Annotated in this window: 23 protein-coding genes and 1 pseudogene; 15 read left to right on the top strand and 9 right to left on the bottom strand. The window is 67.4% G+C overall.

Annotated features, from left to right (window positions below; genetic code table 11):
* The first annotated feature begins 11 nt into the window (after nt 1–11).
* From FFS49_RS00710 to FFS49_RS00725, 4 genes are all read left to right on the top strand, one after another.
* On the top strand, nt 12–914 hold the full coding sequence (locus tag FFS49_RS00710; protein WP_039349583.1) for an ABC transporter permease subunit: 903 nt from the start codon (nt 12–14) through the stop codon (nt 912–914).
* Between the two features lies 1 nt (nt 915).
* A complete protein-coding gene (locus FFS49_RS00715) occupies nt 916–1,908 on the top strand; it encodes an ABC transporter ATP-binding protein (protein ID WP_105818312.1) in 993 nt (330 codons plus the stop codon).
* Nucleotides 1,905–2,924: an oligopeptide/dipeptide ABC transporter ATP-binding protein gene (locus FFS49_RS00720; RefSeq protein ID WP_039349587.1), complete on the top strand. Its 1,020-nt coding sequence runs from the start codon at nt 1,905–1,907 to the stop codon at nt 2,922–2,924. Before FFS49_RS00715 ends, FFS49_RS00720 begins: the two co-directional genes overlap by 4 nt.
* Before the next feature lie 165 nt (nt 2,925–3,089).
* Nucleotides 3,090–4,550, top strand: a complete 1,461-nt coding sequence (locus tag FFS49_RS00725) for an OprD family porin (RefSeq protein WP_039349592.1) — start codon at nt 3,090–3,092, stop codon at nt 4,548–4,550.
* A 54-nt stretch (nt 4,551–4,604) separates the two neighbouring features.
* Here the strand turns inward: FFS49_RS00725 and FFS49_RS00730 are convergent, their stop codons facing one another.
* From FFS49_RS00730 to FFS49_RS00745, 3 genes and pseudogenes are all read right to left on the bottom strand, one after another.
* Nucleotides 4,605–5,600, bottom strand: coding sequence for a DedA family protein/thiosulfate sulfurtransferase GlpE (locus FFS49_RS00730; protein ID WP_039349594.1), 996 nt, complete (start codon nt 5,598–5,600; stop codon nt 4,605–4,607).
* A gap of 154 nt (nt 5,601–5,754) precedes the next feature.
* Nucleotides 5,755–6,024, bottom strand: coding sequence for a hypothetical protein (locus FFS49_RS00740; RefSeq protein WP_011353737.1), 270 nt, complete (start codon nt 6,022–6,024; stop codon nt 5,755–5,757).
* 273 nt (nt 6,025–6,297) lie between these two features.
* Nucleotides 6,298–7,116, bottom strand: a pseudogene (locus FFS49_RS00745) (phospholipase domain-containing protein); the annotation flags it as partial.
* Nucleotides 7,117–7,464: 348 nt separating this feature from the next.
* On the opposite strand from FFS49_RS00745, the gene FFS49_RS00750 reads away from it, so the two are divergent.
* The 3 genes from FFS49_RS00750 to FFS49_RS00760 all read left to right on the top strand — a co-directional run bounded on the left by FFS49_RS00750 (nt 7,465) and on the right by FFS49_RS00760 (nt 10,272).
* Nucleotides 7,465–7,965 (top strand): GNAT family N-acetyltransferase, encoded by a 501-nt coding sequence (locus tag FFS49_RS00750; RefSeq protein WP_105818310.1) that lies wholly within the window; start codon nt 7,465–7,467, stop codon nt 7,963–7,965.
* A gap of 272 nt (nt 7,966–8,237) precedes the next feature.
* The gene (locus tag FFS49_RS00755; RefSeq protein ID WP_105818309.1) at nt 8,238–9,833 is read left to right on the top strand and encodes a thioredoxin family protein; all 1,596 of its coding nucleotides are present in this window, start codon (nt 8,238–8,240) and stop codon (nt 9,831–9,833) included.
* 73 nt (nt 9,834–9,906) lie between these two features.
* On the top strand, nt 9,907–10,272 hold the full coding sequence (locus tag FFS49_RS00760; protein ID WP_105818308.1) for a 5-carboxymethyl-2-hydroxymuconate Delta-isomerase: 366 nt from the start codon (nt 9,907–9,909) through the stop codon (nt 10,270–10,272).
* A gap of 77 nt (nt 10,273–10,349) precedes the next feature.
* Here the strand turns inward: FFS49_RS00760 and FFS49_RS00765 are convergent, their stop codons facing one another.
* Together FFS49_RS00765 and FFS49_RS00770 are read right to left on the bottom strand one after the other, a co-directional pair.
* The gene (locus FFS49_RS00765; RefSeq protein ID WP_039349606.1) at nt 10,350–10,613 is read right to left on the bottom strand and encodes a DUF4148 domain-containing protein; all 264 of its coding nucleotides are present in this window, start codon (nt 10,611–10,613) and stop codon (nt 10,350–10,352) included.
* Between the two features lie 246 nt (nt 10,614–10,859).
* A complete protein-coding gene (locus tag FFS49_RS00770) occupies nt 10,860–12,263 on the bottom strand; it encodes a GntP family permease (protein ID WP_039349609.1) in 1,404 nt (467 codons plus the stop codon).
* Between the two features lie 316 nt (nt 12,264–12,579).
* Between FFS49_RS00770 and FFS49_RS00775 the strand changes: the two genes are divergently transcribed.
* The 5 genes from FFS49_RS00775 to FFS49_RS00795 all read left to right on the top strand — a co-directional run bounded on the left by FFS49_RS00775 (nt 12,580) and on the right by FFS49_RS00795 (nt 18,337).
* Nucleotides 12,580–14,058, top strand: a complete 1,479-nt coding sequence (locus tag FFS49_RS00775; RefSeq protein WP_105818307.1) for a sigma 54-interacting transcriptional regulator — start codon at nt 12,580–12,582, stop codon at nt 14,056–14,058.
* Nucleotides 14,059–14,112: 54 nt separating this feature from the next.
* Nucleotides 14,113–14,640: a BON domain-containing protein gene (locus FFS49_RS00780; protein WP_105818306.1), complete on the top strand. Its 528-nt coding sequence runs from the start codon at nt 14,113–14,115 to the stop codon at nt 14,638–14,640.
* Nucleotides 14,641–14,701: 61 nt separating this feature from the next.
* Nucleotides 14,702–14,974, top strand: coding sequence for a hypothetical protein (locus tag FFS49_RS00785; RefSeq protein WP_081421152.1), 273 nt, complete (start codon nt 14,702–14,704; stop codon nt 14,972–14,974).
* A gap of 102 nt (nt 14,975–15,076) precedes the next feature.
* Nucleotides 15,077–15,376 carry an H-NS histone family protein gene (locus tag FFS49_RS00790; RefSeq protein WP_105818305.1) on the top strand — a complete coding sequence of 100 codons (300 nt, stop codon included), beginning with the start codon at nt 15,077–15,079 and terminating at the stop codon, nt 15,374–15,376.
* 603 nt (nt 15,377–15,979) lie between these two features.
* Nucleotides 15,980–18,337, top strand: a complete 2,358-nt coding sequence (locus FFS49_RS00795) for a GNAT family N-acetyltransferase (RefSeq protein WP_105818304.1) — start codon at nt 15,980–15,982, stop codon at nt 18,335–18,337.
* 689 nt (nt 18,338–19,026) lie between these two features.
* Here FFS49_RS00795 and FFS49_RS00800 read toward each other — a convergent pair.
* Both FFS49_RS00800 and FFS49_RS00805 read right to left on the bottom strand, forming a co-directional pair.
* On the bottom strand, nt 19,027–19,578 hold the full coding sequence (locus FFS49_RS00800; protein ID WP_039349620.1) for a hypothetical protein: 552 nt from the start codon (nt 19,576–19,578) through the stop codon (nt 19,027–19,029).
* Nucleotides 19,579–19,750: 172 nt separating this feature from the next.
* Nucleotides 19,751–20,572, bottom strand: a complete 822-nt coding sequence (locus FFS49_RS00805) for an IclR family transcriptional regulator (RefSeq protein WP_105818303.1) — start codon at nt 20,570–20,572, stop codon at nt 19,751–19,753.
* Between the two features lie 663 nt (nt 20,573–21,235).
* Between FFS49_RS00805 and FFS49_RS00815 the strand changes: the two genes are divergently transcribed.
* Nucleotides 21,236–22,084, top strand: a complete 849-nt coding sequence (locus FFS49_RS00815; protein ID WP_046548718.1) for an ureidoglycolate lyase — start codon at nt 21,236–21,238, stop codon at nt 22,082–22,084.
* A 189-nt stretch (nt 22,085–22,273) separates the two neighbouring features.
* On the opposite strand, the gene FFS49_RS00820 is transcribed toward FFS49_RS00815, so the two are convergent.
* Complete coding sequence (locus FFS49_RS00820; protein ID WP_105818302.1) at nt 22,274–22,657, bottom strand: VOC family protein; 384 nt, start codon at nt 22,655–22,657, stop codon at nt 22,274–22,276.
* 250 nt (nt 22,658–22,907) lie between these two features.
* Between FFS49_RS00820 and FFS49_RS00825 the strand changes: the two genes are divergently transcribed.
* Nucleotides 22,908–23,552 carry an ABATE domain-containing protein gene (locus FFS49_RS00825; RefSeq protein WP_105818301.1) on the top strand — a complete coding sequence of 215 codons (645 nt, stop codon included), beginning with the start codon at nt 22,908–22,910 and terminating at the stop codon, nt 23,550–23,552.
* Between the two features lie 41 nt (nt 23,553–23,593).
* Here FFS49_RS00825 and prpR read toward each other — a convergent pair whose 3' ends face one another.
* A complete protein-coding gene (prpR, locus tag FFS49_RS00830; RefSeq protein ID WP_105818300.1) occupies nt 23,594–25,576 on the bottom strand; it encodes a propionate catabolism operon regulatory protein PrpR in 1,983 nt (660 codons plus the stop codon).
* Nucleotides 25,577–25,746: 170 nt separating this feature from the next.
* On the opposite strand from prpR, the gene prpB reads away from it, so the two are divergent.
* The gene (gene prpB, locus FFS49_RS00835) at nt 25,747–26,640 is read left to right on the top strand and encodes a methylisocitrate lyase (RefSeq protein ID WP_039349639.1); all 894 of its coding nucleotides are present in this window, start codon (nt 25,747–25,749) and stop codon (nt 26,638–26,640) included.
* The last annotated feature ends 104 nt before the right edge of the window (nt 26,641–26,744 follow it).

Below are 26,744 nucleotides of genomic sequence, written 5' to 3' on the forward strand. Positions count from 1 at the left end.
GAGGCACAGCGATGACTCCGACCACTCCCGCCGTCGGCCTGCCCGTGCAGACCGATTCGCCGCCGCGCTCGCGCTCGCCGCTCGAGCTCGCGTTCGCGCGCTTCCTTCACAACCGCGCGGCGCTGTTCAGCCTCGCGCTGCTCGCGCTGATCACGCTCGCCTGTTTCGTCGGCCCGTGGCTGCTCGCGGCCGATCCCGCCGCGAGCGACTGGGGCTCCATCAGCCTGCCGCCGACCTGGGCGAACCAGCACTGGTTCGGCACCGACGAGCTCGGCCGCGACCTGCTCGTGCGCACACTGATCGGCGGCCGCGTGTCGATCGAGGTCGGCCTGCTCGGCACGCTCGTGTCGGGCCTGTTCGGCGTCGCGTGGGGCGCGACCGCGGGCTTCGCGGGCGGCCGCGTCGACTCCGTGATGATGCGCGTCGTCGACATGATGTACGCGATCCCGTACCTGCTGATCGCGATCCTGATGATGACCCTGTTCGGCCGCTCGTTCATGCTGGTCGTGCTGACCATCAGCGCGTTCTCGTGGATCGACATGGCGCGTGTCGTGCGCGGCCAGACGCTGTCGCTGCGCAATCGCGAGTTCGTCGACGCGGCACGTGCGATCGGCGTGACGCCGACGTCGATCGTGCTGCGCCACGTCGTGCCGAACCTGCTCGGCGTGGTCGTCGTGTACGCGACGGTCTCGGTGCCGGGCATCGTGCTGACCGAATCGGTGCTGTCGTTCCTCGGCCTCGGCGTGCAGGAACCGATGACGAGCTGGGGCGTGCTGATCCAGGACGGCGCGCAGAAACTGGAATCGATGCCGTGGCTGCTGCTGGCCCCGGCCGTCATGCTGTGCGTGACGCTTTACTGCGTGAACTTCGTCGGCGATGGCCTGCGTGACGCGCTCGACCCGAAGGATCGCTGAGATGGCTGCACTACTTGAAGTCGATAACCTCGGCGTGCGCTTCACGCGCAAGGATGCGCCGCCGGTCGACGCCGTGAGCGGCGTGTCGTTCTCGCTCGAAGCCGGCAAGACGCTCGGCATCGTCGGCGAATCGGGCTCGGGCAAGAGCCAGACCGTGATGGCGCTGCTCGGCCTGCTGGCCGGCAACGGCACGACGACGGGCGCCGCGCGCTATCGCGGCGACAACCTGCTCGAGATGGATGCGCGCGCGCTGAACAAGGTGCGCGGCGACCGGATCGCGATGATCTTCCAGGATCCGATGACGTCGCTCAATCCGTTCCTGACGATCGAGCGGCAGATGACCGAGACGCTGCAGCTGCATCGCAAGCTGTCGCGCAAGGAAGCCACGAAGCGCGCGATCGAGGCGCTCGAATCGGTGCGGATCCCCGACGCGGCACGCCGCATCCGCATGTATCCGCACGAGTTCTCGGGCGGCATGCGCCAGCGCGTGATGATCGCGATGGCGCTCTTGTCCGAGCCGGAAATCCTGATCGCCGACGAGCCGACCACCGCGCTCGACGTGACCGTGCAGGCACAGATCATCGACCTGCTGCGCGAGCTGAACCGCGAGCGCGGCACCGCGATCGTGCTGATCACGCACGACATGGGCGTGGTCGCCGGCCTCGCGGACGACGTGATGGTCATGTATGCGGGCCGCACCGTCGAATACGCGCCGGCCGAATCGATCTTCGCGGCGCCGTCGCATCCGTACACGATCGGCCTGCTCAACGCGCTGCCGCGCCTGACCGACGCGTACGATGCGCCGCTCGTCGCGATTCCCGGCAATCCGCCGATGCCCGGCACCGCGCCGGCCGGCTGTGCGTTCGCGAAGCGCTGCACGTATGCGGAAGAACGCTGCGGCACGGCGCGCCCCGCGCTCGAAACCTATGGCGCCCCGGGCGCGGTGCGCGCGTGCCACCGCCCCGTGGCCGATCTGACGGGAGGTCTGCGATGAGCGTCGATGAACGCCAGAATGCCGGCGCGACGGACGACACGCTGCTGTCCGTCGACGGTCTGAAAGTGCATTTCCGCGTGCCGCTCGGCGGCTATCCGTGGTCGCCGAAGGGGACGCTGCGCGCCGTCGACGGCGTGTCGTTCGACGTGAAGCGCGGCGAGACGGTCGGGCTCGTCGGCGAATCGGGCTGCGGGAAGTCGACGCTCGCGCGTGCGCTGATCGGCCTCGTGCCGATGACGGCGGGCACGGTGAAATGGCGCGGCGAAGCCGTGGCGCCCGATCACCTGCGCGGCACCACGATGCGGCGCGAAGTGCAGATGATCTTCCAGGATCCGCTCGCGTCGCTCGACCCGCGCATGACGATCGAACAGGTCGTCGCGGAGCCGCTCGTCACGCACCAGGCCGGCCTCGGCCGCACCGAGGTGCGCCGCCGCGTGGTCACGATGCTCGAACGCGTCGGCCTGAACGCGCATCACCTGCTGCGTTATCCGCACGAATTTTCCGGCGGGCAGTGCCAGCGCGTAGGCATCGCACGCGCACTGATCGGCGAGCCGAAGCTCGTGATCTGCGACGAACCCGTCTCGGCGCTCGACGTGTCGATCCAGGCGCAGATCGTGAACCTGCTGCGCGACCTTCAACGCGAACTGTCGTTGTCCTATCTGTTCGTTGCGCACGATCTGGCGGTGGTGAAGGCCATCAGCCAGCGTGTGCTCGTGATGTATCTCGGCCGCGTGATGGAGTTCGGCACGCGGCATGACGTGTACGGCGTGCCGCAGCACCCGTACACGAAGGCGCTGCTCGACGCGGCGCCGACGCCGGAGCCGGCGCGCGAGCGTGCTCGCCGTCCGATGCTGCTGGCGGGCGAGATGCCCTCGCCGCTCAACCCGCCGTCCGGCTGCGCGTTCCGCACGCGCTGCCCGGTTGCGATCGAAGCGTGCGCGCAGGACGTGCCGCTGCCGGAAGTTCGGCAGGGGTCGGCCGCGCGTGTCGCGTGCATCCGCGCGGGTGTGGCGTGAGCTGAAGTGACGCAGCAAACATAACCAAGGCAGGTCAACAGGGGTAGGTGCGGCGCGAACGATCTTCGCGCCGCGGGTACAGGCGCGTCCTTGATCGGGCGCGCCGGGGGGCCGGGCGCGGATCGCAACCGGCGTGGACGATATCAACACAAGACGAGAATTACGATGAAAAAACAGAAGACGATCGGGACGGCATCGAAAATGCTGCTTGCCTGGGGGCTGCCGGCACTCGCCGGTGTTTCGCTGACGGGCGTCGCGCACGCCGACGACGCGGCCCCCGCCCCGCTGACGGTCGCACAGGCCGCACCGGGCACGACCGTTGCGCAGGCAACGACCCCGAACGCCGTCATCAACGCCGAAGCGAACCAGGCCGTCACGCCGCCCGACGAGCCGTCGGCGCAGTCGCAGTCGAAGGGCTTCATCGCCGACAGCCATCTCAACTTCCTGTTCCGCAACTATGCGGACGTGCTCGACGCGAAGGGCGGGCCGCATCGCCACGCGTGGGTCCAGGGCGCGATGGCGAACTTCGAGTCGGGCTATACGACGGGCCTGATCGGTATCGGTTTCGACGCATCGCTGTATGCGGCGCTGAAGCTCGACGGCGGCCAGGGCGCCGGCAGCATGGTGCACATCGCGAAGGGCGGCGGTGGCGGCAACCAGCTCGCGTGGGCCTATCCCGGCATCTACGACGTGAAGGCGCGCATCTCGAACACGGTGGTCAAGTACGGTCTGCAGGCCGTCGACAACCCGTTCATGGAGCAGCACGACAACCGTGCGCTGCCGCCGACGTTTCTCGGTGCGACGCTCGTCAGCAATGAATTCAAGAACGTGATGCTCGAGGCCGGCAGCTTCACGAAGACCGACGCGCGTGGCCATACGACGCTCACCAACCTGACGACGCAATACGGCGGCACGCGCATCAACCGCCTGTCGTACGTCGGCGGCACGTGGGACTACTCGCCGAACGGCGAAATCGCGCTGTACGCGAACCAGGCCGACGACGTGTGGCACCAGTACTACGCGTCGGTGAAGCACAGCATCGGCAGCCCGCAGACGATCAAGTGGACGGGCTTCGGCAACGTCTATTCGACGCACGACACGGGCGATGCACTGCAAGGCAAGATCAACAACAACGCATACAGCCTGTCGCTGGCCGCGCAGCACGGCCCGCACGAGCTGCTGCTCGGCTTCCAGCAGGTGCTCGGCGACCAGTTCTTCGACTACCTGAACGAAACGAACGGCATCTTCCTGACCAACTCGATGGACGTCGACTACAACGCGCCGCACGAAAAGTCGCTGCAGCTGCGTTACACGTTCTACGGCAAGGAAGCGGGCCTGCCGGGCTTCAAGGCGATGGTCTGGGGCGTGACGGGCTGGGGGGCGGACGGCAGCGCGGGCGCGGCGAACGACCCGAGCAAGTCGAGCATCTACTGGAGCAACGGCGCACCGGTGCAGGGCCGTCACCACGAGTTCGGCTTCATCCCGTCGTACACGTTCCAGAGCGGCAAGCTGAAGGACACGAAGGTCACGTTCATCGCAATGTGGCACGCCGGTTCGGCACACTACTCGGACGCGACGAACACCGAGTACCGCCTGGTCGTGAACCTGCCGCTGCACGCGTTCTGATCGCAGGGGGCGCAGGCGCCCCCACCTCGCACGGCCGGCCTTCGATCGAAACGATCAGGCCGGCTTGTGCAGCCCCGCGACCGGGTCGTTCGCCGCGGGCATGTCTTCCACGAGCGACGTGAGCTGGCGGCCCGTATCGCGCCATGCATCGAGGCCGCCGCGCAGCGCGAGCGCATCGGTGAAGCCGGCGTCGAGCAGGCGCTTCGCCATCAGCGCGGCCGTGAACTCGTTCGGGCACGAGCAGTACACGACGAACTTCTGCGAGAACGGATAACGCGAGACGATGTCGCCGATCTGGCGTTCGTCGGCGAACTGCGCGCCGGGAATCGTGAACGGGTCGAGCTTGCGGTGCTCGGGCGAGCGCACGTCGAGGACCACCGGCGCGGACGTATCGCGCAGCATCGCGTCGAGCTCGTCAACACCGACCCGCGCGCTCGCGAGCTGGCGGATCAGCGCGCGGCGGCGCATCCAGCGGATCGCCGCATACACCGCCAGCACCGCGGCGGCCACCAGCAGCGCCGCGCGGCCGAGCTGGCCCGCACCGGCGAACAGCCAGTCGATCTGGCGAGCGAATATCAGCCCGACCATCAGCCCGACGATCGTCCACAGCGCGGCGCCGAGCGCATCGTAGCCGACGAACGTGCGATAGCGCGTGCCGAACGCGCCGGCCATCGGCACCGACACGAGCGACAGCCCCGGAATGAAGCGTGCGACGGCGAGCACCCGCACGCCGTAGCGGCCGAAGAAGCGTTCGGTTTTCTTCACGCAGCTGTCACGCGACAGCGACAGCCGGCAGATCGTCTTCAGCGTCGTGCCGCCGAAGCGCCGGCCGGCGAGGTACCACACGGTGTCGCCGATCAGTGCGCCGAGCACCGACAGCGCGACCACCGTGACCAGTTGCGAGCCGATCATCGCCGGATGCATCGCGGACATCGCGCCGAACAACACGAGCGTCGGCATCGCGGGCACCGGCAGCCCGATGGCCGCCGCGAGCACGTTGGCGAAGACGAGAAGCGGCCCGTATTGGGCGACGAGGTCACGGAGGAGCATGACGGCTGGCCGAAAAGGAAACGCGCGCGGAAAGCACGCAGATGGGCCGATTATCGGCCTTTTTCAAGTCAGCGGCGGGAATAACTCAAAGGGCCTGGCGGCCGCAGGGAGTGCACGGTGAGCCGGCGCTTTGCGCGCGGCTCACCGTTCGAAATCAGGAGGAGGTGCGGGCGAGCGACGCGGCGCCGTGGTTTTCGCCGGGGAGCTCGGCGCCGTGCGAGCGGATCGCCGCGATCAGTTCGGCCGGCGTGATCTCGTAGCGGACTTCGCGGTGGATGCCGGGCTTGCGTTCGTCGATCTCGATCAGCAGCACGCTCTTGCCGTCGCCGGTCGCTTCGAGCCGGAGCGAGCGCAGTTCGCGGCCGTCGGCCGGGTCGTGTTCGGTGAGCAGGGTCATTGCCCCGGATGAGCCGGTAGTGCGCATCGAACCTATCCTCGTATCGTGGATGCCGTGGTGGCGAAGATGTCTTTCTTGAATACAGCTTGGCGCAGTTTAACGCGAACGGGCCGCAATTCGGAGCAATTTCGTTGGGGGGAATTGAGGGCTGAACCACCGATCCTTCAGATGTTTGAGCCGCGCGGGGCGGGCGTTTGCGCCCGATCGGGCGCAGCCGCGGCCGGCGCCTGACCGCCGTTCTCGGCCGGGCCGGCCCGGGCGGCGACACGCGGCGCGGCGCGTGCCGCCGCGGCGGCCTCGGAAGCGGTCGGCGAGCCCCATCGCCGGGTCGCTGACCGAGTGGCGGCCGGTTTCGACGCGGCCGGCGACGCGGCGCGAGAAACTCGCGTCGCTGTCGGCGGTGACGATGAAGTCGTACCCGTGGCCGGTCGAGTCGAGTTTCCAGTGCAGCTCGGCCTGGTCGCCGGCGCGCACCGTCACCGTCCACGTGGTACCGGTGCCGTGGCCATGACCGTAGCTGTTGCCGTTTTCGTTACCCTGGCGATGACCGCGATCGTCATGCGCTCCGCCGCCGGACAGCAGCCCGTGGACCTGATTCGACTTCACGGTGAAGCGCACCGTGCCGCCGTGGTTGCGCAGATTCAGGTGAAGGTTGCCGCTCGCCCCCGCATAGCCGACGCGAACTTCCGGCTGCGGTGCGCGCGCACCGGCCAGGCGGCTGAGGTCGCCCGTGGAGCGGAGGTGATAGCCGTTCGGGACCAGCACCCACAGGTCATATTTACCGCCGTTGTCGGCGCGCGCGGCCCAGTCGCCGTGCAGCGTCTTGCCCGGTTCGACGACGTAGCGCCGCGGCAGGCGGTCGAGATGCAGCTTGTCATAGACGTGCAACACGGCGGCGGCACGGCCCGTGTTCGCGAACTTCAGCGTGAGCGTGCCGTTGCCGGCATCGGCACGCGCGCTCGCATGCGGTTCGTAAGGCAGCGCGCGCGACGGGCGCACGCCGGTCGCCTGGGCGGGCAGCGACGGCGCGGCCGGCGGCAAGATCTTGGGCTCGGCCTGTTGCGCGGCGCTCGGCGCGTCGACCTGGCTTTTCGTCGTATGGCCCGCGAGCGTCGGCACACGCCGGCCCGGCGCATGCCGGGGTGGGCGGCGCCCAGTCCGGGGAGACGCCGTGGCGTCGACGTGATGAAGACGTGGCATCGCATGTCGTGCGCGTGACGTTGCGCGCGCAACGATTGATCGGAGAGCGACGCACGATGGAACGGGTCAGGAATTACCGGCTGCGATGTGAGAGTCGGTCGGATTTTTCCTGTTCGCGATGGCGTGGCGTGATCGCATGTCGTTGCGAGTGCAACGGGATCGCATGGCGCCCGTGTTTCAAATGCGTGAAATCGGATAAGCTCGACGGGTTGCTGCGCAGGTGCGCAGCCCGCGCGACTGGCGCGACTTTTCGGAACCGGCCCACCCATGACCGACATCACGATCCGGCACAGCGAGACGCACGACGTCGACGCGATCCGGCAAATCGCCGCGCATCCCGCGGTGTACGCGAATACGTTGCAGCATCCGTTTCCGTCGCTCGAGAAATGGCAGAAGCGGCTCAACGGCGCGCGCGAGCACGGCGTGAGCCTCGTCGCCGAAATCGACGGCGTGGTGGTCGGCCATCTCGGTCTGCATCCCGAACAGAATCCGCGCCGTCGCCATGCAGCAGGGCTCGGCATGATGGTCGACGCGACGCATCACGGGCGCGGTGTCGGCAGCCGGTTGCTCGCGGCTGCGATCGATCTCGCGGAAAACTGGCTGAACATCACGCGTCTCGAGCTGACCGTGTTCGCCGATAACCGCGCGGCCATCGCGCTCTACGAGAAGCATGGCTTCCGGGTCGAGGGTGAATCGCCGGGCTATGCATTGCGCGACGGCGTGCATGAGTCCGTGTATCACATGGCGCGGATCAAGGCGCGGCAGTGAAGGCTCGGCTGCCACGTATCCGACAGCACGCTCGGCCGCGATGCCGCGCGTCATATTCATTCGAGAATTCGTTCGTTTTCTCCCGGCTGTGCCCGTCGTATCGTCAAAGGATTTGCCGGTCGCCTCGGCCGGCGTGCGCATTTCCGTAACGATCACGCGCGGCGTTGCACGTCGGCAGGCTTCAGCGTCATCGCTTCATGGCTGTAACTTCACAACCATCGCTTCGCGCGCCGCGCCTTCCCGCAACCGTCTCTTTCAACGGACCCGCTTCGATGAAAACCGCTCTCCGGAATCTGACTGCCGCCTGCCTGCTCGCCGCCGCGGGTACGGCGCTTGCCGCTGCCACGCCCACGGGCGCCCCGGTAGCGAGCGCAGCGCCTGATGGCGCGCACCTGCCGCCCGGCATCGCGTGGCAGCACGGCGACGTCGACGCCGCCTTCGCATTGGCGAAGCGCACCGGCAAGCCGCTGCTGCTCTACTGGGGCGCGGTGTGGTGCCCGTCGTGCAACCAGGTGAAATCGACGATCTTCAGCCAGCAGGCATTCAAAGCCCGCTCGTCGTTCTTCGTGCCCGTGTATCTCGACGGCGATACCGAAAGCGCGCAGAAGCTCGGCGAGCGTTTCAAGGTGCACGGTTATCCGACGATGATCCTGTTCCGCCCAGACGGCACCGAAGTGACGCGGCTGCCGGGCGAAGCCGATCTCGATCGCTACATGCAGGCGCTGTCGCTCGGGATGACGGCCGCGCACCCGGTGCGGCAGACGCTCGCGACCGCGCTGAAGAATGGCGCATCGCTGACGCCGGATGAATGGCGCCTGCTGGCCGACTATTCGTGGGATACCGACGGCGCGCTGCCGGTGGCGGCCGATCGCGTCGCCGAGACGCTGCAGACGCTCGCGCAACGCGCGCGCGCCGCGGGCGCGAAGGCCGAATCGGCGCGCTTCGCGCTGAAGTCGGCCGTGGTCGCCGCGTCAGACGATCCGGCGCAGGCCGGCGCACTCGACAAGGCGGCGCTTGCCGATTCGCTGCGCGCGGTGCTGCAGGATCCTGTGTTGTCGCGTGCCGATTCGGACGTGCTGGTCGCTGCGCCCGCGCGCGTGGTCGCGTATCTCGGCGGCGACGACGCGCAGCGTGCGAAATTGCGCGGCGCATATGACACGGCGCTTGCGCGCCTGTCGACCGACACCACGCTGTCGTCGATCGACCGGCTGATGGCACTGCACGGCCGCGTGCTGCTCGCGCGCGGCGATGCAAGCAAGGGTGCACCGCTTGCCGCGCCCGCGCTGGCCGACACGGCGCGCAAGCAGATCGCCGCGTCGGTGCAGGGCGCCGCGAATGCGTACGAGCGCCAGGCGCTCGTCAGCGAAGGCGCGGACACGCTGACCGACGCGGGGCTGTACGACGAGTCGGATGCGTTGCTGAAGGCCGAGCTGCCGCGTTCGGCCACGCCGTACTACTTCATGTCCGGGCTGGCTGCGAATGCGAAGGCGCGCGGCGACAAGGCCGCGGCGCTCGACTGGTACCGCAAGGCCTATGACTCGGCGAGCGGGCCGGCGACGAAGCTGCGCTGGGGCGCGACCTACTTTGCGAATGCGGTCCAGCTGGCGCCGGACGATTCGGCGCGCATCGAAGGGATTGCCGCGAGCGTGCTCGCGCAGGCCGACAAGACGCGCGACGCGTTCTACGGCGCGAACCTGCGCGCGCTGACCAAGGTCGTCACGCAGCTGAACCGCTGGCGCGGCAGCGGCGCACACGATGCATCGGTCAAATCGATCGCGAAGCAGTTCGACGGCATCTGTGGGAAACTGCCCGCCGGCGATCCGCAGGCAAGCGCCTGCGCGCGCCTGATCCAGCCGGTCAAGGCATAGATCCGGTGGCACTGCACGGGCTTTCGGGATGCCTTCCGGCGCTTGCCCCGATACTCACGAGGCCACCGACACCATGCCCCACCTGACGCTCGAATACTCCGCGAACCTCGACGGGTTCGACGCCGGCGCGACCTTGCGCGCGCTCAATGCCGCGCTTGCCGCGTCCGGTCATTTCAGCGAGCTCGACATCAAGAGCCGCGCGCTGCGGTTCGATACGTTCGCGGTCGGCACGTCGCCGGCGCCGCGCGCGTTCGTCCACGCGAAGCTCGCGGTGCTGAGCGGCCGGACGACCGACGTCAAACGTGAATTTTCCGAGCAGGTGCTGGCGGAACTGAAGCGGCACGTCGTTGCGCCGCCCGGCACGCACCTGCAGCTGAGCGCGGAAATACTCGAACTGGAACGCGAGTCCTACGCGAAAGCGAGCATCGAGCCCCGCTGAGCGGACGGTGCGGTGCGTGCTCCGCGAGCCGTGAGCGTGGCGCTGATGCGCGCACGGCCGGCGGCTTCGAAACCGGACTATTGGCCCGTGGAGTACGCGCCGCGATTGCCGTCGCCGGCGCCCGCGGCCCGCGGCGCACCCTGCTGCCGCGCGATCTTCGCCTCGGCGGCCTGAATGCTGGCCGGGTAGAACCAGTCGCTCGGCTGGAAGCCGGCTTTTCTCAGTGCAACCACTTCGGAATGAACTTCGGCGCGCGTGAGCGGCTGGCTGGTTTGCGCCTGCGCGGCGAGGGGCGCGGCGAAGGCGGCAGCGAGGGCGATGGTGCGGATGAGCGGGTTCATGAGCGGATACCTCCAGGTTTTCGACGGTGACGATCGCATGCGATCACCGTCGAAAGCAGTGTAGGCCTCGCCCGACGCGCGAAAAATGCCGCTGCGACCAACGTAGTGTTTTGCTGCGGATAACAATGAGTGAGCCGGCGAGCGCGCCCGGGCGGCATGCGGCAAAAAGGGGGAGGAGCGGAGGAGAAGCCGGCCGCATCGACGCGGCCGGCGGGCGGCGGCCCGGAAACGGGCCGCTGCGGGGTGTTACACGAGCCCGGTCGCGTAGTACACGGCGATCACGAAGAACACCGCGAGTGTCTTGATGATCGTGACCGCGAAGATGTCGCGATACGACTCGCGGTGCGTGAGGCCCGTGACCGCGAGCAGCGTGATCACCGCGCCGTTGTGCGGCAGCGTGTCCATGCCGCCGCTGGCCATCGCGACGACCCGGTGCAGCACGTCCAGGGGGATATTCGCGGCTTGCGCCCCCTTGATGAACAGGTCCGACATCGCGGCGAGCGCGATGCTCATCCCACCCGACGCCGAGCCCGTGATACCGGCGAGCGAGCTGACCGACACGGCCGCGTTAACGAGCGGGTTCGGGATGCTCTTCAGTGCATCGCTGACGACGAGGAAGCCCGGCAGCGCGGCGATCACGCCGCCGAAGCCGTATTCCGACGCGGTGTTCATCGCGGCGAGCAGCGCACCGGCGACGGCGGCCTTCGAGCCGGCCGCGAAGCGCCCGCTCACCCGCTTGAATGCGGTCAGTACGACCAGCACGATGCCGAGCAGCAGTGCAGCCTCGACCGACCAGATCGCGACGACGGTCTTGATCGACGTCGTGACCGGCGCGTGCACGCCGGGCAGCACTTCCGGCGCGACCGTGTACGACGCGGCGCCGTACCACTGCGGAATCAGCTTCGTGAACGCGAAGTTCGACACGCCGACCAGGATCAGCGGCAGGATCGCGAGCGCGGGATGCGGCAGCGACGTGGTCTCGACGCGTTCCGGCTCGTTGACGAGCGACGTGCCGTAGCCTTCGCCCTTCGCCATCGCCGAACGGCGGCGCCATTCGAGATACGTGAGGCCGACGACGATGATGAAAAGCGAGCCGATCGTGCCGAGCACCGGCGCGGCCCAGGCGGTCGTCTTGAAGAACGTGGTCGGGATGATGTTCTGGATCTGCGGCGTGCCGGGCAGCGAATCCATCGTGAACGAGAATGCGCCGAGCGCGATTGCGCCGGGCATCAGCCGTTTCGGGATGTTGCTCTGGCGATAGAGTTCGGCCGCGAACGGATACACCGCGAACACCACGACGAACAGCGATACGCCGCCATAGGTGAGCAGCGCGCACACCGCGACGATCACCGCATTCGCGCGTGAACGGCCGATGTAGCGGATCGCCGCGTGGACGATCGACTCGGAGAATCCGGAGAGTTCGATCACCTTGCCGAACACCGCGCCGAGCATGAACACCGGGAAATACAGTTTGACGAAGCCGACCATCTTCTCCATGAAGATGCCGGAGAAGACCGGTGCGACGGCGGCGGGTTCGGTCAGGAGCACCGCGCCGAGTGCGGCGATCGGCGCGAACAGGATCACGCTGTAGCCGCGATACGCGGCAAACATCAGGAACGCCAGCGCGGCGAGGACGATCACGAAAGACAAGGGAGTCTCCTAATGGCTTTGGTTGTTGTTCGATCGCGGGACGCGCCGCGGACCGGCTCGGGTTCGTGCAGGTTTCGTGCCATCGGCCGGATTGCGCCGCCGGACGCGGGTCCGCCGGAGACTGGCGGGCCCGCGCCGGTCGTTGTCTGAGGATTCTACATAAAACGTCTCGATCTGGAGACGAAATGGCCGTCCGGCCAGCCCGTGGAATCAGGCAGGGCTTTCCTGGACAACGCGTTGCGGCGTGTCTCCAGAGTGAGATAATCCGTCTCGTTCCGGAGACAGCCGGCCCAAGATACACGGAGACGACGACACGATGATGAATGACTGGGTCCGCCTGCCCGTCAACTACGGCGACGTGCTGCGGCGCGCCGCCGAGTCGCTGTTCCGGACCTTCGAGGATTCGAGCGCGGGCACGGTGGTCGTCGATCGCGATGCGCGTGTCGTGTGGATGAACGAGCGGTACGCGGCGCGCTTCGGTTTCGCCGATCCGCAGCAGGCCGTCGGCCTCGACTGCGAGGCCGTGATTCCGAACAGCCTGATGCGCGAGGTCGTGTCGACCGGGCAGCCGATCCTGCTCGACATCATGGAGACGGGCCGCGAGCCGCTCGTCGTCACGCGGCTGCCGCTGAAGAACGAGGCCGGCGAGACGGTCGGCGCGATCGGCTTCGCGCTGTTCGACCAGTTGAAGACGCTCACGCCGATTTTTTCCCGCTACGCCCAGCTTCAGCAGCAGCTGATTGCGACGCAGCGTTCGCTCGCGCAGGCGCGCCGCGCGAAATACACGTTCGCGAGCTTCGTCGGCACGAGCGCCGCGAGCCTCGAGACCAAGCGCCAGGCGCGCCGCGCCGCGCAGGTCGATTCGCCGGTGCTGCTGCTCGGCGAGACGGGCACCGGCAAGGAACTGCTCGCGCACGCGATTCACGCGGCGTCGGCGCGTGCACTCCAGCCGCTCGTGACCGTCAACGTCGCCGCGATTCCCGACACACTGCTCGAAACCGAATTCTTCGGCGCGGCACCCGGCGCGTACACGGGCGCCGATCGCAAGGGGCGCATCGGCAAGTTCGAGCTGGCGGATCGCGGCACGCTGTTTCTCGACGAGATCGGCGACATGCCGCTGCCGCTGCAGGGCAAGCTGCTGCGCGTGCTGCAGGACAAGGAATTCGAGCCGGTCGGCTCGAACCGGATCGTGCGCGCCGACGTCCGGATCATCGCGGCCACGAGCGCCGACCTGCCGGCGCTGGTCGCGGCCGGGCGTTTTCGCGCGGATCTCTATTACCGGTTGAACGTGCTGACGATCCACGCGCCGCCGCTGCGCGAGCGCGCGTCCGACATCGCGGCGCTCGTCTACGCGACGCTCGAGGAGCTGGCCGCGCAGCACGGGCGCGCCGCCCATTGCGAGCTGACCGACGATGCGCTGCGGATGCTGTGTGCGTATCCGTGGCCGGGCAACGTGCGCGAGTTGCGCAATACGCTCGAACGCGCGCTGATGCTGTCGGACCGGTCGGTGATCGATGCGCGCGCGCTCGCGCCGTTCCTTGGGCCGGTGCGCGTATCGACGGACGCGGCCGCACCGGCGCAACCGCTGGCCGCGCCACCGGTCGAACGACGCGCGGGCGAGCGGCCCGCTGCGCCGGCCGCTTCGTATGCCGATGCATTGGCGGCGTGGGAGCGCCAGTTCCTGACCGATGCGCTGGCAGCCTGCGACGGGAAGGTGGTGGAAGCGGCCGCGCGCATCGGAATCGGCCGCGCGACGCTGTACAAGAAACTGGCGGCGCTGGGCATCGACCGGTAAGCCAGACGGCCAGGCCGGCGCGCCCGGACGTGAAGCATCGAACAGGAGATCACGATGAAACGGATCGGCATCGCAGGGTGGCTGACTATTTTGCTGGCGACTTCTGCGTTCGCGCAGTCCGGCGACACCGATGCGCCCGAGGCGCGGCGCAACTGGTACAACGATCCGTTCATCGCGCTGTCGCGTGACGTGGCCGAATGCCCGTTGCCGCTCGGCCCGTGGATGACCCGGGCCGAGATGACCGACGACGCGCATTACCGCGCCGAACGCGGCACCACCTGCTGGCTCGCGCATCGCTGCACGAAGCCGAATTCGTATATGTATGACGCACCGATCGCCGACGCCGTGAAGGCGCACTTCGCCGGCTCCGATCGGCTGCATGGCACGAGCCTGTGGATCACCGTGCAGCGACGTTTCATTTACGTCGAAGGATGTGCGGATACGGCGTTCGATCGGCAGGCGTTGCAGCGCGAACTCGAGGCGCTTCCCGACGTCGAGCAGGTGTTCGTTCGCATCACCGACGATCCACGCAAGCGCTTGCCGTACAAGGCGCGCGGGCAACCCGGCCGTACGCCGGACTGACGGCCGGAGGGCCGCGCATGGCATACTCGCGACATTCAAAAAAAGGTTGACGGGAACAACAATGAAACACATGCTTGCGTCGGTCTGTCGGTGGCCTCGGGCGGCCGTTGTCTTGGCTCTGGTTGCAGGGCTCGGCGGGTGTGGCGGCAGCGCGCCGCTGTTCACTTCGGACGGGCGTCCGACTACCCAGGTGCAATGCACCGGCAGCGACTGGAGCAATTGCACGGACAACGCACGGGCGATCTGCAACGGCGATTTCGAAGTGATTCAGCAATCGAGCGATGACGCCACGCGAAATCTTCTCTTCGCGTGCAAGAAAAAAAGCGGTTATTGATCCCGAGATAACCGGTTGAGGCGCCACGATCGGGCGAAGCGTTTTTCTGTTGGCTGAGAGTCATCTATTTTTCACGAATAACACTCACGGAGTCCCATCCATATGGCGACCTACAGGCAACTGACCGCGCAGCTCGAACGGCTTCAGCAAAAGATCGACAAGGAACGCGAAAAGGCGATTGCCGATGCGATTGCCGATATCCGCGCGAAAATCGAGGAATACGACATTACGCCGGAAGAACTCGGGTTTCGTCCGGTACGCGCGGCCGCTGGCGCAGCCAGGCCGAAACGTGTGTCGCCGCCGAAATATTTGAATCCGAAGACGGGTGAAACCTGGAGTGGCCGCGGGCGCTCGCCGACGTGGCTCGGCAAGAATCGCGAGCGTTTCCTGATCAAGGACTGACTCCCGAAAAACCTCACCTTTCGCGTACTGACTGACGGTGCGAACGGCCATGCGGCCGTCGCACCGTTTTGTTTTCGTGCGTTTCCGGCGCGATTCCCGATCGCGTATTGAACTGCGACGCCGCGCAATTAACGGATCACGTTTTGCGAATTCGCCGCGATTCGACGGGATATCGCGGCGAATTCCGGTAAACAGCCGCGCAATTGCGCAGCACATGCGCATGGGCCTGCGCCAATCTCGCGGTGCACGCGTGCTGCAAATTCCGATCACCTTTCGCGTGTTGGCGCGTGGCGCCGTGCAATTCCCGAAGAGTCTCACCATGGCTCCTGTAAATCCTCACCTTTGACGAAGCGGACGCAGCGTCGTGCTGCACGCCTGTACCGTGTGCGCCGAGCGAATGTGCCCGGACGGCGCGCGGCGATGGCTTCCGTACTGGTGTTGCAGGCCCATGGTGCGAGCGTTGACGTGGGTCGAACAGTCGGCCGTCCGGCATATAGGCAGCCGCATGCGCTTCGCCTATGCTTGGAGTTCGCGTCGATCGGCGTATGGCCTGCCCGTGCCGCATGCCGATCGGGTCGTCTTTCGTTACCGCAGGGAGCCGATGTGACCGTTCGCCATCTCGATGCGTTGTTCCAGCCCAGGTCCGTTGCGGTCGTCGGCGCGTCGTCGCGCGCGGGCAGTATCGGCGCGATGGTGTGGTCGCGCGTGCTCGACGGTGCATTCGAGGGGCCGGTGTGGCCCGTCAATCCGAAGTATCGTGACCTGCACGGGCATCCGGTCGTTGCCGATGTCGACCGGTTGCCCGCGCCGCCGTCGGTGGCCGTGATCTGCACGCCGCCCGCGACCTGGGCCGGCATCGTGCGCAAGCTCGGCGAGCTCGGCACGCGCGTTGCGGTGATCATCGGCGAGGCGCGCACCGATGCCGATCGCGCCGCGCTCGATCGCACGCTGAAGGCGGCGAAGCCGTTCGTGCTCCGTATCGTCGGGCCGGGCAGTCTCGGCGTGCTGTCGCCTGCACGGCACGCGCATTTCGGCGCGCCGGCCTACACGGCGCGATCGGGCGGCGTCGCGTGGGTGTCGCAATCGAATGCGCTGACGAACGCGGTGCTCGGCTGGGCCGATGCACGGGGCCTCGGCTTTTCGCATGTCGTTGCGCTCGGCGCCGAGTCCGACGTCGATGCGGGCGATGTGCTCGACTATCTCGCGAGCGATCCCGGCACGCGTGCGATCCTGCTCGAACTCGATACCGTGCGCGCCGCGCGCAAGTTCATGTCGGCCGCGCGCGCCGCTGCGCGCAACAAGCCGGTGCTCGCCTTGCGCACCGGCCGCGCGGATCCCGGCGACGCGCTCTATACGGCGGCGTTCCAGCGCGCGGGGATGGTGCGTGTGGATGCGCTCGACGATCTGCTCGACGAGATCGAGACGCTCGGCGTCGGCCGCGTCACGGCGCGCGGTGCGGCCACGCTCGTGACGAGCGATGCGGGCGTCGCGAAACTCGCGGTCGATGCGGTGGCCGAGGTGCGCGATGTGCTGGCCGACTGGTCGCCCGCGGCCGCGTCGGCCGTGTCGGCGGCGCTGCCGCATCTCGTATCGCCCGGCAATCCGCTCACGCTGGGCGACGATGCGCGCCCGGAACACTTTGCCGCGGCGGTCAAGGCGCTCGCGCCGTTCCCGCAAACGGGCACGCTGTTCGTCGTCCATTCGACTTCCCACAGCGCGCCGGCCGATGCGGTTGCGCACACGCTGATCGAATCACGGCAGTATGCGCATCGCGGCATCCTCGCGTGTTTCTTCGGCGCGGTCAATGCGGCGACGCGCGATGCGCTGCATGCGAACGGCATTCCGGTGCACACCACGCCGCAGCGGCTCGCGCGCGCCTATGCGCGTCTCGTCGACTACAACCTGGGGCGGCAACTGCTGATGCAAACGCCCGAGGGTACGCCGCTGCAGCCGGCCGAGTGCGTTGCATCCGCGCAGGCGGATGCGCGCCGGATGGTCGAAGCCGGCCAACATGAGCTGGCCGGTGAAGCCGCGCTGCGCTGGCTGTCCCATTTCGGCCTGCAGGGCGAGCCGGCCGTTGAGCCGGCCGGGAAGAAAGTCGTCGATGTCACCGTCGACATGTACGACGATTCGAATTTCGGCCCGGTGTTTCGCTATGCGGTGCCGCCCGCGGACGGCGTATCGGCGCCGTTCGTCGTCTATGGCCTGCCGCCGCTGAACACCGTGCTCGCTCGCGCGGTGATGGAGCGTTCGCCGTATGCGCGCAGTACGCCCATCGAGCCGACGCTCGACGCATTGACGGCGCTGTCGCAGGTCGTCTGCGACGTGCGTGAAGTCGTGGCGATGTCGGTCACGCTGCGCGTGCTGTCCGATCGTGCGCACGTGATCGCGCCACGCGTCACGCTGGCAGCAGGGCGCAGCCGGCTCGCGATCATGCCGTATCCGCGTCACCTCGAGGAGACGCTCGATTGGCGCGGCGAGACGGTGACGATCCGCCCGATCCGTCCGGAAGACGAGGCCGCGCACAACGAACTGCTCGGCGCGATGACGCCGGAGGATCTGCGGATGCGTTTCTTCGGTGCGGTGCGCAGCTTCGATCATTCGCAGGTCGCGCGCATGACGCAGATCGATTACGACCGTGAGATGGCCTTCATCGTGTCGTTCACCGATGTGTCGGGGCGCGACCACACGCTCGCGGTGGCGCGCGCGGTGGCCGATCCCGACAACGAGACCGCGGAGTTCGCGATCGCGGTGCGACCCGATCAGAAGGGCAAGGGGCTTGGCCGGCTGATGATGACCCGCATCATCGACTACGCGCGCTCGCGCGGAACCGCATGGATGATCGGCGAGGCGCTGCGCGAGAACTCGGCGATGATCTCGCTGGCGAAGGCGTGCGGGTTCGAGGTGTCGCCGACGGAGGAGCCGGGTGTCGTGGGCTTCAGGATGAAGCTGCAGCCGTAGCGTGTGTCGGCGGCCCGACGCGCGGCGACGTCGCATGCGGTGGATGTCTTCGGCTTCCCCCCACGTCCGGAATGTTGCCGGTGAGGAATGCAGAGCATTCGAACCGGCTTCGCGAGCGAAGTAACCGAGCAAGTGTCGGCGCCTGTTCGCAGCGGAAATATCGACGCACAAATGGCACCGATCAGGCACTGCGAGACGCGTACCGCTTGTCGCGATATCCGTCCCGCACCGCTGCTTCAGACAAGGTGCCCGCACGCATTTACCGCCGCATTCCATCCTCGAAAATTCGACGTTACCCAAAAGGTGAGACTTTTCGGGAGCTGTCGGTGAGCTTCTCCGGGAAGTGTTGGGGTGAGCCGATACGGGAGCACTTGGTGAGTCGATACGGGAACACTCGGTGAGCCTTCCCGGGAGTGGCCGGTGAGCGTCTGCGGGAGCCGCCGGTGAGCCTTTCCGGGGCACATCGGTGAGGGTCTGCGGGACGTATTGGTGAGCACATCCGGGAGACCTGGGTGAGGGTTTCCAGGAGCCTTGGTGAGCTTTTTCGGGAGGTGTGGGTGAGCGCTTGCGGGATGCAAAGGTGAGTCTTTTCGGGAGCGTCCGGATGCACGTCTCCCGCAAGCGCAGCGCCGGCCTGGGCCGGCGTCATGCGGGGTGCGGGCACGCACGAACCGTGCCCATGACCCCGTTCAGGCAGCGAGTTTCGATGCCGCGTCGTTCACCTGGTCGCGCGAAATCGCGAGTTCCTCGAGGTGCGGATCGGCGTAGACCGCGCCGGTTTCACGCTCGAGGCGGGCGATCGTCAGCGCACAGCGCGCGGTGTCCTTCGGCATCGCGATGAAGCGCTTGACCGATTCGCCGGACGTGAACGCTTCGAACAACGCGCCGCGCACGTCGTCCGGGAGCGTCTTGGTCCACTGGTACGGCTTGCCGTTGAACGTGATCGACGGCGGCAGCGTGCGTTCCTTCTTGGTCGCCGTGATGAGCCCGTAGGTGCGGGCCGCGTCGCCGATCTGCTCGGGCGAGAAGAGTTCGTCGGGCGTGATGTCGAACTGTTCGATGTAGCTCTCGATCGCCTGCATTGCAGCGGTACGATCGTCGCGCTTCTTCTGCGCGCGCGCGACGATATCGCGCAGCTCGTCCGCCTCTTCGGGCGTGATCGTGAAGCTTGCCTGCTTCTGCTGAAGTTCGGAGAAACGCTGGAATTCTTGATCGTTCAGAAGTTTGGCCATGACATCCATCGGACACGACGGCCGCGACAACCGGCCGCCGTAGTTTTTGAGAGGGCCGCTATTTTAGCGTAGCGCCGTGGGCGCACGATATGGCACCGTGTATCGCGCGCCGCAAAGGGGTTGCGCGCGACCGAGGGCGACGCGATGGCGCCGCCCCGGTGCGCTCCGCCGAGCCTGCGCGTCAGCAGGCCTCGTCGCGGCACATCGACAGATGGGCGGCCGTCTCGCGCACCCGTTCGACGACCGTGTCGACGGACGGCGCCATATGCGCATCGATCCGGCGCATGTACGGGCAGGTCAGCACCGCGATCGCATGGCCGGACGGCCCGAGGATCGGCGCGCTCAGGTCGGTCACGCCATACGCCTGGCGGCTGTCCTCGCGCAGGTAGCCGTCCTGCCGGATCGACTGGCACGCATAGGCGAGTTCCTGCTCGTTCAGCGGCGCTTCGCCCTTGACCTTGCGGTGCTCGGCGAGCATGTGCGCGCGCTGCTCGGCGCCCTGGAACGCCAGCATCACGCGTCCCGATGCCGTATCGGCGAGCCCGACGCGCGAGCCGAGCCGGACCGACACGCCCCACGGGCCGGGCCCGTCGACCTGCGCGATCACGAGCAGGTTGCCGCGATCGTAGACGGACAGGTGGCAGGATTGCTCGGAGTAATCGGCGAAACGCTGCATCGGCGGCAACGCCTCGGCGATCAGCCGGTTCATCGGCGGATGGCGGTGCGCGAGCGAGAACAGCTTGAGGCTGAGCGTGTAGCGGTCGCCGCCGGTCGAGCGCATCACGTAGCGGCGCGCGACGAGGCGTTCGAGCATCCGGTAGATCTCGCTCGCGTTGCGGCCGAGTTCTTTCGTGATTTCAGTGCGGGTGAGGCCTTCTTTCTGCTCCGACAGGAGTTCGAGAATGTCGAGACCCTTGTCGAGCGCGGGAGCGCGATAGCGGTCGATTGCGCCCATCGATTCCCGTGCGTCGCAGCCGGGAAGCAGGTCGTTGGTTGTTTGCATTGTCGATGTGAAGTTGGGGGATTGCCGTCGGTCGGTTGGCGACGCACGCTGACCAATTCTGCAACCCGCTTGTGTCGAGCCCTCGTGTGGCACCAAAGGCCACCGTTTGAGCTTAACAACAAACATTTAGTGTGCAATGCAGCGTCTTTTTACCGATCGTTACCGGATAAGAACGGATCAGTTCGCTCTCGGGATGACAGGGAAGCCCCGAATACCCGGTATTCATGACAGGTGGCAAACGTTCAAGGTGTTCGAAAGGAAAGCGGGCAGCGGCTTTGCCCCCGATGCTGCACCGCAGCGTCCGCGGGCGCACCAATAGTCGGTATCCGTCGTGCGTCATTTCCCGCTGCGCGGCCGGTGGTACAAAGGCTGGCGGGCCAGCGACGGTGCGGCCGCGCGTGTAGCCGGCCGGTACGGGCCGGACCATGTCGCGGGTGCCGGGCCGTCGTCGCCGATGCGCAGACCGGCGGCTGCCCGTTCGATGTGCGCCATACTTCCGTGCGGCGCCACGATCGCTGCGCCCGCGCGACCCTCGCGCGTCGACGGCATGCCGGATGCGGCGCCGACGCGCGCCATCGACGATCGACAATCAGTCCGGCGCGCGGTCGTGAAGGGCCGCGTCGGCCGGAATCCTGTCCCATTCGACAACAGAGGTTAAGCACGATGAAACTGCTTCGCTATGGCCCGTCCGGCCAGGAAAAGCCCGGGATTCTCGACGCGGACGGCCGGATTCGCGACCTGTCCGCACATGTGCCGGACCTGTCCGGCGATGTGCTGTCCGACGCGAGTCTCGCGCGGCTGCGCGCGATCGATCCGGCCACGCTGCCGCTGGTGTCGGGCGAGCCGCGCATCGGCGCGTGCGTCGGACATGTCGGTAAATTCATCGGCATCGGCCTGAACTATGCCGATCACGCGGCCGAAGCCGGCATGCCGGTGCCGAAGGAGCCGGTCGTGTTCGGCAAGTGGACGAGCTCGATCTGCGGCCCGAACGACGGCATCGATATCCCGAAGGGCTCCGTCAAGACCGACTGGGAAGTCGAGCTGGGCGTCGTGATCGGCAAGACCTGCAAGGACGTCGACGAAGCGCGCGCGCTCGATTACGTCGCGGGCTACTGCGTCGTCAACGACGTGTCCGAGCGCGAATGGCAGATCGAGCGCGGCGGTCAGTGGGACAAGGGCAAGGGCTTCGACACGTTTGGCCCGGTCGGTCCGTGGCTCGTCACGCGCGACGAGGTGCCCGATCCGCAGCGTCTCGATCTGTGGCTCGAGGTCGACGGCCACCGCTATCAGAACGGCAACACGCGCACGATGGTGTTCACGGTCGCGCAGCTGATCGCCTATCTGTCGCGCTGCATGAGCCTGCAGCCGGGCGACGTGATCACGACCGGCACGCCGCCGGGCGTCGGCATGGGCATCAAGCCGTCGCCGGTGTTCCTGAAGGCCGGGCAAGTGGTGCGCCTCGGGATCGAAGGACTCGGCGAGCAGTTGCAGAGCACGCGCGACGCGCAATGAGTGCTTGAGCGGCGCGGGCTGGCTGGAAGATGCGGCCGCCTGCACGCTGGCCGTGTTGCCCGACACGTCGGCTTGACCGCCGACGGCGACCCACGCGAAAGCGCAGCGAGACAGCCAAAAACCAAGGGCCCGATTCCGCGCGAGGCGGAATCGAGCCCTTGTCGCTTGTTCGCGTCCGTACGGGGCAGATCAGACGACGTTGTCGAGTTCGCAGTGCGCCTCGAGCCGGTAGCCGTCGGGGTCGACGACGAACGCCGCGTAATAGCCGGGGCCGTAGTGCTCGCGTTTGCCGGGGCCGCCGTTGTCCTTGCCGCCGTGCTCGAGCGCGGCGCGGTAGAACGCGTCGACCTCGACCGGCGACGCAGCCTTGAACGACAGGTGCAATCCCGACTCGGGATCGGCGACGACGGGGCGAGCCGCATGCTCCAACCACAGCTCGGGCTCGGTCGTGCCGTATCCGATGGCGCCGTCGTCGCTATACAGACGCTTGTAGCCGAGTGCGCCGAGCGCGCTGTCGTAGAAGGTGCGGCTGCGGTCGATGTGGGCAACGCCGAACGAAAGGTGGTCGATCATTTGTGGCTCCTTGGACTGAGGGGGACGTCAGTGTGGCGAACCTGCTTAGAGACACCATGCCAGCCGCTTGTAGCGAAGCGCGCCAAGCGAGGTGTCGTCGTACATGCGGCTGGCGGCGGTGTGGATAACCCTGAACGAAAGACGATCGATCATCTGTGTCTCCCAGAATTGAAAGGACATCGGTACGGCAAACCGTTTTTAACCACCATGCCGGTTATGTTAGAAATCGCTCGGGCGCTTGTCAACCGGCATGGTGGTTAGATACGATCCGGGCATGAGCGATACGCAACCTTCCGTCACGATGGACTGGCTGATTCCGGCGCCACCCGAAACCCTGAGCATCGACTTCGCGAATACGCTGTATTGGCGCGGCAGCGATCCGCCGACGGAAACCTTCGGCACGATGGACGACCTGCTGGCGTGGTGTCGCGAGCAGGCCGGCGTGCCGGTCGGCCTGGCGGAAACGTGTCGTGCGCTCGGCGAAGAGGCGGGGGAACCGGCGATGCTGGCGCACGCGCTCGCGTTGCGCGAGGCGCTGTATCGGCTCTTTCTTGCGCAGGCCGAACAGCGCGAGCCGCAGGCCGACGATCTCGCGCTGCTCGGCGGCTTCCTGGCGGAAGCGGCGCCGCGCGTCGCGCTGGCACGCATCGATGGCGGTTATGCGTGGCGGATCGCGGAGGGGCGCGCGACGCTGGCGGGGCTGCTGAGCCCGGTGCTGTGGTCGGCGATCGACCTGCTCGGCGGTGCGCGGCTCGCGAAGGTCAAGCGTTGCGCGAACGACGCCTGCCAGTGGCTGTTCATCGACGACAGCAAGAACGGCAGCCGCCGCTGGTGTTCGATGTCGTCGTGCGGCAATCGCGCGAAGGCGTACCGCCACTATCACAAGGCCGACTGACGGTCGGCCCGTTCACGTTCACTGCGCGGCAGCCGCCCTGTTCATTTCGCCGACAACTTCCGCCACAGCGTCGTCTTGCTGATGCCGAGCATCGCGCACGCGCGGTCGCGGTCGCCGCCGCACGCGTCGAGCACCGCGCGGATCTCGTCGGCTTCCGCACGACGTCGGCGGGCGTGCAGTGTCTGCGCATCGTCGCTGTCGGCCGCGTCGGGTGGTGCCGCGAACAGCTCGGGTGCGATCGCCTGCAGCGCGTCGGGATCGAGCGCGCCGCATGCGGCGGCCGGATCGTTTTCATCGGCTTCCTCGGCGAGCTCCACCGCGATCCGCTCGATCACGTTCTGCAGTTCGCGCACGTTGCCGGGCCATCGGTAGCGCGCAAGCACGGCCTGCGTCGCGCCGAGCACGCGCGCGGCGTCGTCGGCATCGCGCAGGCGTTCGGCCAGGCGCGGTTCGCGTCGTGCGGCCTGCACGAGCAGCGTGGCCGCGAGCGCGGGAATGTCGGCGGCGCGCTCGCGCAGCGGCGGCAGGCCGACGTTCAGGATGTTGAGCCGGTAATAGAGATCCGCGCGGAACGTGCCGGCCTCGACGGCCGCGAGCAGCGGACGGTGCGTCGCGGCGATCACGCGCACGTCGATGCGGATCGGCTCGGTCGAGCCGAGGCGGATCACCTCGCGTTCCTGCAGCGCGCGCAGCAGCCGGCTCTGCAGCGACGGCGGCATCTCGCCGATCTCGTCGAGAAACAGCGTGCCGCGGTGAGCGGCTTCGAACAGGCCGGTCTTGCCGCCGCGCCGCGCACCGGTGAATGCGCCTTCCTCATAGCCGAACAGCTCGCTTTCGAGCAGCGCTTCCGGAAACGCGCCGCAATTGACCGCGACGAACGGGTAGCTGCGCCGCGCGGACAGCGCGTGCAGGCTTTGCGCGATCATTTCCTTGCCGGTGCCGCTTTCGCCGAGCACGAGCACGGTCGCGTCGGATTTCGCGTAGCGGCGCACGAGATCGCGCACGCGCGCCATCGGCGCCGATGCGCCGACCACGTCGTCGAGCGCGTAGCGCGCCGCGAACTGCTGCGTGGTGGGCTGCGAACGCAGCGCACGATCGAGCCGTTCGACCGCGCGCGATTCCTGGAACGTCAGCACGCTGCCCGACGTGACGCCGCGATCGACGAGCGGCCCGCGATGCACGACGTAGCGCACGCCGCGCACGGTGGCGAGCGCGTCGCCGTCCTCGCCGCGCAGCGTGCGCAACTCGGGCCGCAGGTCGACGAGCGCGCGGCCGACGGCCGCCGCGGGTTCGACCCCGAGCGCCGACGCGAGCCGCTCGTTGATCGCTTCCACCCGGCCGCGCGCGTCGAGCGCGACCACCCCGTCGCGCAGGTGCTGGAGCAGGTTGTCGAGCCGCTGGCGGCGGAACGCCTCGGCATGCGTCGCGTACGCGACTTCGAGCGCCGTCTCGACGGCCTTGCGTACCGATGCGTGTGAATACAGGAACACCGCGCCCATGCCGGCGCTGGCCGCGAGATCGGTGACGAGGCCGGGGCCGACGATCGTCTCGATGCCGCGGTCGTGCAGGTCGTGCACGCAGGCTTCCGCTTCCTGCGCGGACTGATATGACGCAAACTGCACGTCGAGGCCATACGCGGCGACGAAGCGGCGCACTTCGGGCGGTGTTTCCCCGGCGCTGACGAGCGCGATCCGCGACGCGTCGCGCCGGGCGCGCGCGAGCGCCTGCATCACGTCGAAGCCGGTCGGCGACACGACCACCACCGGCACCTGCGCACGCGTTTTCAGGAAGCCGCCGTTCGAGCCGGCCGCGACGATCACGTCGGGCCGCGCGGTGCCGGCCTCGGCGATTGCGCTGAGCGCATCCTCATAGGCGCGCGTGACGATGCGCACGTCGGCGCGTTCGTCGAATTCGCCGGCGATCTCGCGAAACAGGTCGCGCAGGCGGCTGATACCCATTGCCCAGATGCGCGGGCGCACCGCGCGGTCGGCCGGGCCGACGGGCTTGGTCGAGGAGAGGTCCATGGCGGTCGATTATGCGCGCGTGATTTCATTTTTGAAACATGAAATTGCTGAATTGAAATCGTCGGACAGGGCTTCGCCCCGGCCGGGTGCTTAAGAATCAGTGGGTTAGCGACGTCGCGCGAGCTGGCCCGGTCCTTGCTGTTAATGGTCGTTCCTTCAGGAGGCCGTTCATGAGCAATACGCATCTTCAGAGCGCCGGCGCGAAATTCCGCGCGGCAGTCGCGGCGGAGCAGCCGCTGCAGGTGGTCGGCGCGATCACCGCCTACGCAGCCAAGATGGCGCAGGCCGTCGGCTTCAAGGCCGTGTACCTGTCGGGTGGCGGCGTTGCCGCGAACTCGCTCGGGATCCCCGACCTCGGCATCAGCACGATGGAAGACGTGCTGATCGACGCGAACCGGATCACCAACGCGACCGACCTGCCGCTGCTGGTCGACATCGATACCGGCTGGGGCGGCGCGTTCAACATCGCGCGCACGGTGCGCTCGTTCATCAAGGCCGGCGTCGCGGCCGTGCACCTGGAGGACCAGGTCGGCCAGAAGCGCTGCGGCCACCGTCCGGGCAAGGAAGTCGTGCCGATCGAGGAAATGGTCGATCGCGTCAAGGCGGCGGTCGATGCACGTACCGACGACCAGTTCGTGATCATGGCGCGTACCGACGCCGCCGCCGCCGAAGGGATCGACTCGGCGATCGAGCGCGCGGTGGCCTATGTCGAAGCCGGTGCGGACATGATTTTCCCGGAAGCGATGAAGACGCTCGACGACTACCGCCGCTTCAAGGCCGCCGTGAAGGTGCCGATCCTCGCGAACCTGACCGAATTCGGCTCGACGCCGCTGTTCACGGTCGACGAGCTGCGCGAGGCGAACGTCGACATCGCGCTGTACTGCTGCGGCGCGTATCGCGCGATGAACAAGGCTGCGCTGAACTTCTACGAGACGGTGCGCCGCGACGGTACGCAGAAGGAAGCCGTGCAGACGATGCAGACGCGTGCCGAGCTGTACGACTTCCTCGGCTATCACGAATACGAGCGCAAGCTCGACGAGCTGTTCGCGCAGGGCAAGAAGTAAGCACCCGCGCGCCGGGACACGATTCCGGAGAGCCTTGCATGGGGCCGCACTAAGCGTTAAAGCGCCAAGTCCGGCCGACAGCCCCAGCCCATACCCCAGATACA

Source organism: Burkholderia sp. 4NA327C6 (assembly GCF_005502655.1).
In the GTDB taxonomy this organism is placed as follows: Bacteria; Pseudomonadota; Gammaproteobacteria; order Burkholderiales; family Burkholderiaceae; genus Burkholderia; species Burkholderia contaminans.

Bases quoted from the DNA above. Each gene is read 5' to 3' on its own strand.
- FFS49_RS00785 (WP_081421152.1), top strand. From the start codon at position 14,702: ATGAAACACATGCTTGCGTCGGTCTGTCGGTGGCCTCGGGCGGCCGTT.
- FFS49_RS00790 (WP_105818305.1), top strand. From the start codon at position 15,077: ATGGCGACCTACAGGCAACTGACCGCGCAGCTCGAACGGCTTCAGCAA.
- FFS49_RS00800 (WP_039349620.1), bottom strand. From the start codon at position 19,578: ATGGATGTCATGGCCAAACTTCTGAACGATCAAGAATTCCAGCGTTTC.
- FFS49_RS00750 (WP_105818310.1), top strand. From the start codon at position 7,465: ATGACCGACATCACGATCCGGCACAGCGAGACGCACGACGTCGACGCG.
- FFS49_RS00725 (WP_039349592.1), top strand. From the start codon at position 3,090: ATGAAAAAACAGAAGACGATCGGGACGGCATCGAAAATGCTGCTTGCC.
- FFS49_RS00775 (WP_105818307.1), top strand. From the start codon at position 12,580: ATGATGAATGACTGGGTCCGCCTGCCCGTCAACTACGGCGACGTGCTG.
- FFS49_RS00820 (WP_105818302.1), bottom strand. From the start codon at position 22,657: ATGATCGACCACCTTTCGTTCGGCGTTGCCCACATCGACCGCAGCCGC.
- FFS49_RS00740 (WP_011353737.1), bottom strand. From the start codon at position 6,024: ATGCGCACTACCGGCTCATCCGGGGCAATGACCCTGCTCACCGAACAC.
- FFS49_RS00730 (WP_039349594.1), bottom strand. From the start codon at position 5,600: ATGCTCCTCCGTGACCTCGTCGCCCAATACGGGCCGCTTCTCGTCTTC.
- FFS49_RS00825 (WP_105818301.1), top strand. From the start codon at position 22,908: ATGGTGGTTAGATACGATCCGGGCATGAGCGATACGCAACCTTCCGTC.
- FFS49_RS00720 (WP_039349587.1), top strand. From the start codon at position 1,905: ATGAGCGTCGATGAACGCCAGAATGCCGGCGCGACGGACGACACGCTG.
- FFS49_RS00715 (WP_105818312.1), top strand. From the start codon at position 916: ATGGCTGCACTACTTGAAGTCGATAACCTCGGCGTGCGCTTCACGCGC.
- FFS49_RS00755 (WP_105818309.1), top strand. From the start codon at position 8,238: ATGAAAACCGCTCTCCGGAATCTGACTGCCGCCTGCCTGCTCGCCGCC.
- FFS49_RS00780 (WP_105818306.1), top strand. From the start codon at position 14,113: ATGAAACGGATCGGCATCGCAGGGTGGCTGACTATTTTGCTGGCGACT.
- FFS49_RS00760 (WP_105818308.1), top strand. From the start codon at position 9,907: ATGCCCCACCTGACGCTCGAATACTCCGCGAACCTCGACGGGTTCGAC.
- FFS49_RS00765 (WP_039349606.1), bottom strand. From the start codon at position 10,613: ATGAACCCGCTCATCCGCACCATCGCCCTCGCTGCCGCCTTCGCCGCG.
- prpR (WP_105818300.1), bottom strand. From the start codon at position 25,576: ATGGACCTCTCCTCGACCAAGCCCGTCGGCCCGGCCGACCGCGCGGTG.
- prpB (WP_039349639.1), top strand. From the start codon at position 25,747: ATGAGCAATACGCATCTTCAGAGCGCCGGCGCGAAATTCCGCGCGGCA.
- FFS49_RS00805 (WP_105818303.1), bottom strand. From the start codon at position 20,572: ATGCAAACAACCAACGACCTGCTTCCCGGCTGCGACGCACGGGAATCG.
- FFS49_RS00710 (WP_039349583.1), top strand. From the start codon at position 12: ATGACTCCGACCACTCCCGCCGTCGGCCTGCCCGTGCAGACCGATTCG.
- FFS49_RS00815 (WP_046548718.1), top strand. From the start codon at position 21,236: ATGAAACTGCTTCGCTATGGCCCGTCCGGCCAGGAAAAGCCCGGGATT.